8 protein-coding genes are annotated in these 8,896 nt (G+C 68.5%); 1 reads left to right on the forward strand and 7 read right to left on the reverse strand.

Translation table 11 applies throughout. The annotated features are described in order from the left end of the window. The 7 genes from ACR2JA_RS10615 to ACR2JA_RS10645 form a co-directional block, all read right to left on the reverse strand. A partial coding sequence (locus ACR2JA_RS10615) for a hypothetical protein (protein ID WP_434009050.1) occupies positions 1 to 327 on the reverse strand: 327 nt, incomplete at its 3' end. A gap of 90 nt (positions 328 to 417) precedes the next feature. Further along, a complete protein-coding gene (locus tag ACR2JA_RS10620) occupies positions 418 to 1,200 on the reverse strand; it encodes an alpha/beta fold hydrolase (protein WP_434009051.1) in 783 nt (260 codons plus the stop codon). A 61-nt stretch (positions 1,201 to 1,261) separates the two neighbouring features. After that, the gene (locus ACR2JA_RS10625) at positions 1,262 to 2,293 is read right to left on the reverse strand and encodes a M14 family zinc carboxypeptidase (RefSeq protein ID WP_434009052.1); all 1,032 of its coding nucleotides are present in this window, start codon (positions 2,291 to 2,293) and stop codon (positions 1,262 to 1,264) included. 244 nt (positions 2,294 to 2,537) lie between these two features. Continuing rightward, the gene (locus tag ACR2JA_RS10630; RefSeq protein ID WP_434009053.1) at positions 2,538 to 2,858 is read right to left on the reverse strand and encodes a hypothetical protein; all 321 of its coding nucleotides are present in this window, start codon (positions 2,856 to 2,858) and stop codon (positions 2,538 to 2,540) included. Between the two features lie 169 nt (positions 2,859 to 3,027). Continuing rightward, the gene (locus tag ACR2JA_RS10635; RefSeq protein WP_434009054.1) at positions 3,028 to 3,597 is read right to left on the reverse strand and encodes a phosphatase PAP2 family protein; all 570 of its coding nucleotides are present in this window, start codon (positions 3,595 to 3,597) and stop codon (positions 3,028 to 3,030) included. After that, positions 3,594 to 5,456 carry a 5'-nucleotidase C-terminal domain-containing protein gene (locus tag ACR2JA_RS10640; RefSeq protein WP_434009055.1) on the reverse strand — a complete coding sequence of 621 codons (1,863 nt, stop codon included), beginning with the start codon at positions 5,454 to 5,456 and terminating at the stop codon, positions 3,594 to 3,596. Before ACR2JA_RS10640 ends, ACR2JA_RS10635 begins: the two co-directional genes overlap by 4 nt. A gap of 170 nt (positions 5,457 to 5,626) precedes the next feature. After that, positions 5,627 to 7,795: a PhoX family protein gene (locus ACR2JA_RS10645; RefSeq protein WP_434009056.1), complete on the reverse strand. Its 2,169-nt coding sequence runs from the start codon at positions 7,793 to 7,795 to the stop codon at positions 5,627 to 5,629. A 210-nt stretch (positions 7,796 to 8,005) separates the two neighbouring features. Here ACR2JA_RS10645 and ACR2JA_RS10650 point away from each other — a divergent pair. Further along, on the forward strand, positions 8,006 to 8,896 hold an 891-nt coding region (locus ACR2JA_RS10650), incomplete at its 3' end, for a PhoX family protein (RefSeq protein ID WP_434009057.1).

The following is an 8,896-nucleotide window of genomic DNA, read 5'->3' on the forward strand; positions in this document are numbered from 1 at the left end:
CACGGCGTAGCGCCCGTCGGGGCTGACCGCCACCGATGTGGGCTCGCCCACGCCGCCCAGGCGCACGTCGATGCGCGGCAGTGATGCAGGGCGTGCCGGGTCGGTGATGTCCACCAGACCCAGCGCGCCGGCGTCGGCGCTGGTGTAGAGCAGGGTCAGGCCGTTGGGCGTGGCGGCCACGATCTCGGCCACGCCGTCCACCGGCAGGTGGTGGACCAGGGCGAACGGGCCGCGTTCGTTCTGCGGCGATTGGGCAAGGACCGGGGTGGTGAAAGCGAAGGTGCTGGCCAGAGCGGCGGCCAGTGTGCAGAGGCGCAAGGTGTTCATGTGGGCGTCAACAGTGGGTCCGGCCAAAAGGTGGCCGGCGCGCGCAGCGTATGACGCGCATGAGTCGTCGATGTGACGGCGCGCGGTCGCTCAGCGTGGCGCCGTGAGCCAGTCGCGCACCTGCTCGGCTACCCAGTGCGGGTCGTCCAGCGGCAGGTCGTGGCCGGCGCGCGGGTGTTCCCGCAGCGGCGCACACCAGGCCTGCGCCAGTGCGTGTGAACAGCGTGGGTCCACCAGCCGGTCGCCCGCGCCGGCCAGCAGCAGCAGGGGCACGGTCGGGGGCTGCACCGGTGCGCGGTAGCGCGCCGCGGCCAGCAGCTGACGCAGGGCGTTGGCCCCGCGCACCGGGTGCTGGCGCCGCGCGGCCACCCAGGCGGCGATCACGGCTTCGTCCACGTTGCGTTGTCGGCTGGTCATCTGCCAGACCAGGCGTTCGGCCGCATCAGGCGTGGGGCGGCCCAGGGCCAGGCGCAGCGCGCGCGGCCAGTTGGGTGCTTGCAGCCGGTGGTGTAGGGGGCTGAAGGGTCGCAAGCTGGTGTTGACCAGCACGGCACCGGCCAGCTCGTGCGGTGCGGTGTGCGCCCATTGCGCGGCCACCATGGCGCCCAGCGACAGGGCCAGCACGTGCACCGGTGTGGCGATACCCCGCTGCGCGAGCTGCCGGCGCACATCGGCCACCAGCGCGTGCACCGTGGCGGGGCTGCGTTCGGCGTGGCGCACGCCGTTGCCGGGCAGGTCCAGCAGGTGCAGCTGTGCGCCGGGCAGCGCCCGCTGCAACACGCAGGGGAAGTCACCCCAGTGCGCCGTTTCGCGCGTGAGGCCGCGCAGCAGCACCCAGGTGGGCGCAGGGGATGTGAGGGCGGTGACGCTCATTCGTCTGCCCTCCGTGCTGCACCCTGCGGGGCGGAGCGCCTTGGGAGCAGCCCGGCAGCGCTCATGCCGGGAACCACTGCGCCAGGGCCTGCGCGTGGTGCTGTGCGCGGTCGTCGGCCGGTGGGCGCCAGCGCTCATGGCTGCTGGCGGCGCGGGCCATAAAGTCCAGCAGCGCCAGGTGACGGCGCAGCACCCGCTGTTGCCGGTGGCCGATCAGGGGGTTGAAGATGCCCTTGCGCGAGAACAGCTGGCGCGGGTTTTTCTTGATCCAAAGCCACGAGCCCATCTCCAGCGTCAGCGGCAGGAAGGTGCGTTCGCGGTGCTCGCAGGCCTGCAGGTAGAGGTGGTCCCACAGGTCGCCGTGCGCCAGGTACTGCGCGCTCTGCGGTTCGATGATGTAGGGGTGGTGGCTGTGCGCCTGCTCGAACAGGGTTTTGAGCACCTGCACCTCGGCCAGGTGCGGCATGGGCGCGCGCGTGTGGGCAAAGGGGAACCACAGCCGGTCGCGGATGCCGAAGCCCGAATGGCAGTCCAGCGCGATGCTGAACGGCCGGTCCAGCAGCTCGGTCTGCACCAGCTCGCACAGGGCCTGGCTTTCGGCTTCCAGCGGCTCGCCCGGGCGGCCGCGGTACCAGGGCAGGCCGGCGCTCATGCGCTGGCCACCCATCAGCCACGGCACTTTTTCGCGCGACTCCACCGGCGCGTTGCGCATCAGGTCCACGCCGCGCGGGTTGGCGCGCGTGGCGGCCCACATGCCGCCCGGGTTGACGATGGGCATGAACACCAGGCGCACGTGGTCCAGCAGGCGGTGCAGGGCGGTGTCCCAGTCCAGCCGCGTGACGATGTTTTGCAGGAAAGCGATGACGACCTCGGCACCGATGCGCTCGAGCCCGTGCACGCCGCCAAAGTAGCCCACCGCGGGCAGCGACGCGTCCGGGTTGCCGAGGGTGATGGCGTGCACCGGCAAGCTGGGTCCGTCCGGTACGTGGATGCGCCGCGCTTCGCGCGCCTGCAGGTGGGGGTGACCGCGCTCGATGAGCTGTTCGAGCCAGCGCAGCTCGGGCAGCAAGGGGTGGGGCGGCGGGCGGTTCATGCCGGGCGACACGGATCTGTCACACCGGGTCTTTAAGGTCGAAGCGCATGCCGATGCACAGGAGCCCTCTCATGAACCCTCCGACCTTGAAACCGCGCCGCCCGCGTTCCACACAGCGGCGGCTGGTGCAGGCCGGTGTGGTGGCCTGCGGTTGGGTAGCGGGGCTGGTGGAGTTGTTCGCCCTGCAGCGCCGGCGGTTGTCGGGGCGCCATCGGGCAGGTCTGAGTGGTCGCTGAACGCCGGCTCAGGCCTTGACGGCGGGGGCGGTGGCTTCAGCCGGCTTGGCGGCCACCACAGCGGCTTTGGCCGGCGCTTCCTGGCGCATTTCGCCGAGCTGCACCGACAGGTCCAGCAGGCGCACCTTGGAGCTGTAGTAGCGGTCCAGTCGCCATTCCTTGAGCACGTCCAGCGCGAGTTCAAAGTCGTCGTAGTCGAGCTGGTAGAGGCTCTGCAGCGCGAACGGCGTTTCCGACTCCAGCGCCACCACCAGCGTCGACAGCGCTTGCGCGGCGGGGGACTCGGGTTTCTTTTCGATCAGCTTTCGGGCTTGCTTCAGGGCACGCATGGTGAAGGTCTTTCTCTCAACGGATAGGGGAGGGGCGGCCATGCAAACGATCGACGTACACGGCATCGGGCGAGCATATCGAAGCAGGCGTCGATTTCCGTGACAGAAAAATGGCAATTGAATGACGTCGGGCTGACGGGGTGCATGCCCCCGGCCGGTGGCCCAGCCATCACACCGCCCAGGCGGCGGCCAGCAAGCCACCGCTCAATCCGCCGAACACAAGGCCGGCCAGCACGTCCAGCGGGAAATGCGCACCGGCGTACACGCGTGCCCAGCCAGTGGCCGCCACCGTCAGCGCCATGCCCGCCAACACCGGGTCGGTGGCCGGCAGGTGCCAGGCCATGAAGCCCAGCACGGCGCCCATGACGGTGGCGTGTGTGCTGGGGAAACCGCCGCGCACGCTGTGCCGCAGGTGGTTGGGGCTCAGGCCCCGCATGAAGGGGCGCTGGGCGCACCAGCGGCGCGCCAGCCGTTTGCTGGCCAGTTGCACCAGCGTCGCGACTGCCAGGCATTGGCCCAGCACCCACATCCCGGCTGCGCCGCCGCGCAGCGCCACCGCCGCCATCAAGGTCAGCAGCGGCACCCAGCTCCAGCGGCCCAGCACGCAGGCCAGCGCCAGCGTGCGCGGGCGGGCCGCGTGTCCGCCGCCCACCCAGGTGAACAGGCGCAGGTCCAGGGCTTGCCAGAGCGGCGCGCCGGGCGCGGAGGACCGAACCGCCTGCGCGGTGTGCTCTGTCATGGCAGCACCACGCCGGCGGCGGTGGTCACCGCCTGGTGTGAATAGTCGGCCGCGGCCGGACGGCCCACGTTGCCCAGGGCACGCACGTGGTCGACGAAGGTCTGGGTGTACAGCAGGTAGTTGTTGACCGCGTTGCCTGCCGCGTAGACGGTGCCAAAGGTGGTGTAGCCGTCCTTGCCGGTGGCAATGAAATCGTTGGTGGCCACGGTGTAGCTGCGGGTCAGGTCCAGGGCGCCCCAGGTGCCGGTGCTTCGGTTGCGCACCTGCAGGCCGGAGAAGCGCTGTCCCTTGGCTTTGCTCATGTCCAGGTGCCAGCGCAGGCCGGCAGCGTAGGGGTGCGAGCCGCTGGACTGGCCGGCGTCCAGGTGGTTGGCCACCGCGTCTTCGAGCACGTCCACGATCTGCCGACCGGTCATGCGCAGTTCCACCAGCACGTTGGTGAAGGGCAGCAGCGTGAAGGCGGTGTTCATGCTCAGCGTGCCGGCTGGCACGGCGATGCGCACGCCGCCGGCGTTCTGGATCGCCACGTCGGCCGCCAGGCTACCGGCCAGGAAGGCCTCGGCCACCACCTGCGCCGCATCGCTTCCGCGGGCCAGGGTGTTGGCGCTCTCGCAGCCGCTCACACCGGCCGAGCGGTTGGTGCTCTCGCCGGGCACCCGCACCAGGCACAGCGCTTCGGTCGCGGTGCCAATGGTTTCGGCCTTCTTGGCCGTGACCTGTGCCGCGTAGCCCGCCAGCGTGAGCGCCGCCACGGTGTCGGGCTCGGTCACGCGCACGGCGGGGACGTTCTGCAGGGTCTGGAGGATCTGCAGGCGTGTGGCGTCATCGACGGTCTGCCAGGCCCCGCCGCTGTCCTGGCGTTTGAAGCTCGACCCGATCAGCAGCGAGGCCTGGCCGGTGCAGCTGTCGATTTCGCCCTTGTTGTTGAAGTTGAGGCTCAGTTCTCCGATGGCCTTGCTGTATTCCCAGGCCTGCACCACGCAGACGGGCTTGCCATCTTTGTTGGTGAGTTTCGTGGGGTAGGCGCCCGAGCTGCTCAGACCCAGCGCGCTGAAGTCGCCCAGCAGCGAATGCGAGTCGCCGCCGACGATGGCATCCACGTCGGTCAACTGTGCGGCCATGGCCTGGTCGGCCTCATAGCCCTGGTGGGTGAGCAGGATGAAGTGGCGGATGCCCTGCTGCTTGAGCGTGTTGATCTGGCGTTGCGCGGTCTGCACCTCGTCGTCGAACACGGTGGTGGCCAGCGGACGCGACGAATTCGTGGTCTTGCCCTTGATGTCGATGCCGATGATCGCCACCTTCACGCCGTTGACGGTCTTGATCGTGTGGGGCTGCAGGTAGCCGCTGCCCAGTGGTGTGCCGGCTTGCGGCGTCACGTTGGCGGCCAGCACCGGGGTCTGGCAGTTGCCGCTGCGCAGGTGGTCCAGGAAGACTTTGAGGCCGGCGTCGCCATCATCGAACTCGTGGTTGCCCAGCTCGAAGGCATCGAAACAGACGGTGTTCATCAGCGCTGCGTCGGCCTGGCCCTTGAACAGCGTGTGGTAGAGCGTGCCCGTGACGGCGTCGCCCGCGTGCAGTTTGATCACGTCGCTGCGGCCGGTGTAGCGCTGGAAGGCGGTGGTCACGCGCGCGAAGCCGCCCAGGTCCACCTGGGTCGCGGTGCCCGCCAGCGTGAGCGTGGTGGCGGTGAAGGCGTCCAGCTGCGAGTGGTGGTCGTTGATGTGAGCCACCGTCAGGCTCAGTGGGGCGAAGGTGGGTTCTGCGGTGGCGGATGCGCTGTCCGATCCACCGCAGGCGCCAAGGGTCAGCAGACCGGTCGCGGCCGTGGCCAGCAGGGCTCTGTGGAGATGAAGGTTCATGGGCGGGAGGGGATGAGCGTTGGAAAACGCACAGCATCGCCAAGCCTTGTGTGAAGGCTGTGACGGTGGTGTGAAACCCCCATGACACCCCCCGGCACCGGCCCAAAAAAAGAGCGACCCGCAGGTCGCTCCGAACCCCACGAACGGGGTGTTCCCTTCGCTGTGATCGATCAGGCGCCGACCACACCGCCGTCCTGGCGGGTGATGACGATGGTGGCCGAGCGCGGGCGCTGACCAGCGCCGTAGCCCACGTTCGTGGGCCAGCGGCTTTCGTACTTGGCCGGGTCGGCGATGTCGGCCATCTTCGTGTTCTCACCCGGGTGCTGGATGTTCACGAACAGCGCACAGCCGTCGGGCGTTTCGGTGATGCCGGTGATCTCTGCACCCTTGGGGCCGACCAGAAAGCGCTTGAAGGTGGCGGTGGTCTGTTCCTTGCCCATGTGGGTGCGAACCTGCTTGTCGCCGTAGGTCAGCGTCTTCTCCCCACCGTCGCCCAGACGGCCCGGCAGGGCGGCCAGCAGCATGCAGTTGGTCTTGTCGGTGTAGGCGCCGTCGTCGGTCTCGATCCAGCAGATGCCGCTGGCTTTGCTGAACACAAGGCCGTCGGGTGAGGACAGGTCGTTCTCGTCGGTCAGGCCCGAGAGGTTGACGCTGCCGCGGTCGGCACCGGCTTCCGACGCGAACAGGTAGATGTCCCAGCGGAAGCGGTCGTCGTGCGGCTGCTTTTCCGCCAGGCGCACGATGTGGCCGTTCACGTTGCCCTTCTGTTCCTTGCTGCCCTTCATGTCGGTGTAGACGCGCGGGTTGGCGCTGTCGGCCGTGGCAGCGGTGCGGTTGCTGTTGTTGGTGAGGGTGATGTAGACCTCGCCGTTCTTCGGGTTCACGCCGGCCCACTCGGGGCGGTCCATCTTGGTGGCGCCCACCGCGTCGGCGGCCAGGCGGGTGAAGATGGCGACGTCGGCCGCGCTCTTGAATTCGAAGTACGAACTGCCCGCGATCACCGGGTTGTCCATCGACAGCTCCAGCCACTGGCCGCTGCCGTCGTCCTTGAAGCGCGCCACGTACAGCGTGCCTTTGTCGAGGTACTTGTCACCGGCGGCCAGGCGGTTGGCTCCGCTGGCGTCGGCCGCGTCCCACTTGGCTTCGGAGACGAACTTGTAGATGTACTCGCCGCGCGCGTCGTCGCCCATGTAGGCCACCACCGGCTGGCCGACCACCACGCGGGCAAAAGTGATGTTCTCGTGGCCCATGCGGCCCAGGGCGGTGCGCTTGCGCAGCAGCGCCTTGCCGTCGTAGGGGTCGAGCTCGACCACATAGCCGAAGGTGTTCATCTCGTTGCGGTAGTCATCCTTGGCGCTGGTGCCGATGGCACTGTTGTTCCAGCGGACAAAACGGTCGTCGCTGCCGGCGCTTTCCCAGCCGTGGCGGCTGGCCTCGCCGGCCTTGCGGCCGTAGCGCTTGAGCGCCTGCACCTGCTTGTCCTTCTTGCGGGCGTCGTCGTCCTTGGCGTCGCGGAAGAAGTAGCCGAACCAGTTTTCCTCACCGCTGACGTAGGTGCCCCAGGGGGTCTTGCCTGCACCACAGTTGTTCAGGGTGCCACGGGCTTTGGAGCCGGTGCCGTCGTACTTGGTCACCAGGTGCTCGCTGCCGCGGGCCGGGCCGTGGATGACGGCTTCGGTCATCGTGGTCACGCGGCGGTTGAAGGCCGAACCCGGTTTGTAGGCCCACTGCTTGCCGTCGCTCTGCAGTTCCACCACGCTCAGGCCGTGGATCATCAGTTCCTTGTCCACTTCTTCGGCCGGGCGGGGCAGGGTGGCCGTGCCGCCGTTGGCGTGCAGGAAGAACGAGGCGAGCTTTTCGTCGGTGGTGGCCTCGTGGTTCATGGCGATCAGGCCGCGCAGGTTGGCGTTGCGCGAGGGCTTGCCCTGGGCGTCCAGGCCAAACCACTCCATGCCATCGTGGTGGTCGCCGGCACGGTTGCCGAAATCGGTGTCGGTGCCGTCGTTCTTGAACGCAGGGGTGCTGGCGGTGAGCGGGTCGCCCAGCGCGTACACGATCTGCGCGGTGTAGCCCTCGGGCACCACCACGGCGTCGGCCAGGCTCTTGGCCACCGGGTTGAAGCCCAGCTGCGAGGCGGCCGCTGGCAGCGAGCCACCTGCCGTGGCACAGCCGCTCAGGCCGGTGGCGGCCAGCGTGCCCACGCCGGCGGCCCCCATGGCACCGCGCAGCAGACCGCGGCGGCTCAGGCGTGCGTCCAGCACCTGCGCGATGCTGGCGTTGTCGGTCGGGTTGGAGTCTTCGATGTTGAAGTCGGTGCCGGGAACGGATGCTGGGGTCATGTGTGTATCTCGTTGAAAGTGGGAGAGGACGCGCGCAGTGTGGGCGTGGCAGATGACGGGCCTGTGACGAAGTGGTGACCCTTGTGTGGCGTTGGGTTGGCTGTGTGCTGTCATGGTGTTGACGCTGTCGCGTCATGGTCGCTACACACGGGATACCTACGCTCTGCCGGCTTGAACCACTCCCCACCAACGCCGACGAGGACACCCCCCATGACGCACACGATCGACAGCGAAGACCTGCCCACCAACCTCAGCCACAACGAGCACTTCCAGCAGGTGGTGCAGCGCGCGGTGAACCGGCGCGGCTTCCTCTTCAAGTCGGGTGTGGGTGCCGCTGCGGTGGCTTTCATGTCGGCGGGGCTCACCGGCTGCGGCGGCGGAGACGACACCACGGTCAGTGCGCCTGTGGCCGATCAGCCCTTGCTGGGCTTTGCCGCCATCGCGACCTACACGGACGACGGTATCCGTATCGCACCCGGTTACACCGCCACCCCCTTCCTGCCCTGGGGCACACCGCTGTTCTCCACCGGCGCAGGCGCTACCTGGGTCGGTGACGCGAGCGAGAACGCCGCCGCCCAGGCCCGCCAGATCGGCGACAACCACGACGGCATTCACTACTTCGCCATCGACGGCAAGAGCGACGAGGGGCTGCTCGTGATGAACCACGAGTACACCAACCTGCAGTACCTGTTCACCGACGGGCAGGTCAACAGCCTGGACGACGCACACAAGGATCTCAACGCCCACGGCGTGAGCGTGGTGCACATCCGGCGTACGGGCGGCGTGTGGTCGCTGGTGGTGGACTCCCGCTACACCCGCCGCATCACCGGCAACACGCCCATGTTGCTGACCGGCCCGGCGGCCGGCGACGCGCTGATGACCACCACCGCCGACCCCACCGGCACCGTGGTGCTGGGCACACTCAACAACTGCGGCAACGGCTGGACGCCCTGGGGCACCTACCTGACCTGCGAAGAAAACTTCAACCAGTATTTCGGCACCACCGACACCTCAGCGGTCCGAAACACCAACATGGCGCGCTACGGCCTGCCCTCGGGCGCCACCTCACGCCGGTACGAGTCGTACATCAGCCGCTTCGAC

The sequence above is a fragment of the Hydrogenophaga sp. genome (assembly GCF_051007235.1).
Classification (GTDB): Bacteria; Pseudomonadota; Gammaproteobacteria; order Burkholderiales; family Burkholderiaceae_C; genus Hydrogenophaga.

Bases quoted from the DNA above. Each gene is read 5' to 3' on its own strand.
- ACR2JA_RS10620 (WP_434009051.1), bottom strand. From the start codon at position 1,200: ATGAGCGTCACCGCCCTCACATCCCCTGCGCCCACCTGGGTGCTGCTG.
- ACR2JA_RS10625 (WP_434009052.1), bottom strand. From the start codon at position 2,293: ATGAACCGCCCGCCGCCCCACCCCTTGCTGCCCGAGCTGCGCTGGCTC.
- ACR2JA_RS10630 (WP_434009053.1), bottom strand. From the start codon at position 2,858: ATGCGTGCCCTGAAGCAAGCCCGAAAGCTGATCGAAAAGAAACCCGAG.
- ACR2JA_RS10635 (WP_434009054.1), bottom strand. From the start codon at position 3,597: ATGACAGAGCACACCGCGCAGGCGGTTCGGTCCTCCGCGCCCGGCGCG.
- ACR2JA_RS10640 (WP_434009055.1), bottom strand. From the start codon at position 5,456: ATGAACCTTCATCTCCACAGAGCCCTGCTGGCCACGGCCGCGACCGGT.
- ACR2JA_RS10645 (WP_434009056.1), bottom strand. From the start codon at position 7,795: ATGACCCCAGCATCCGTTCCCGGCACCGACTTCAACATCGAAGACTCC.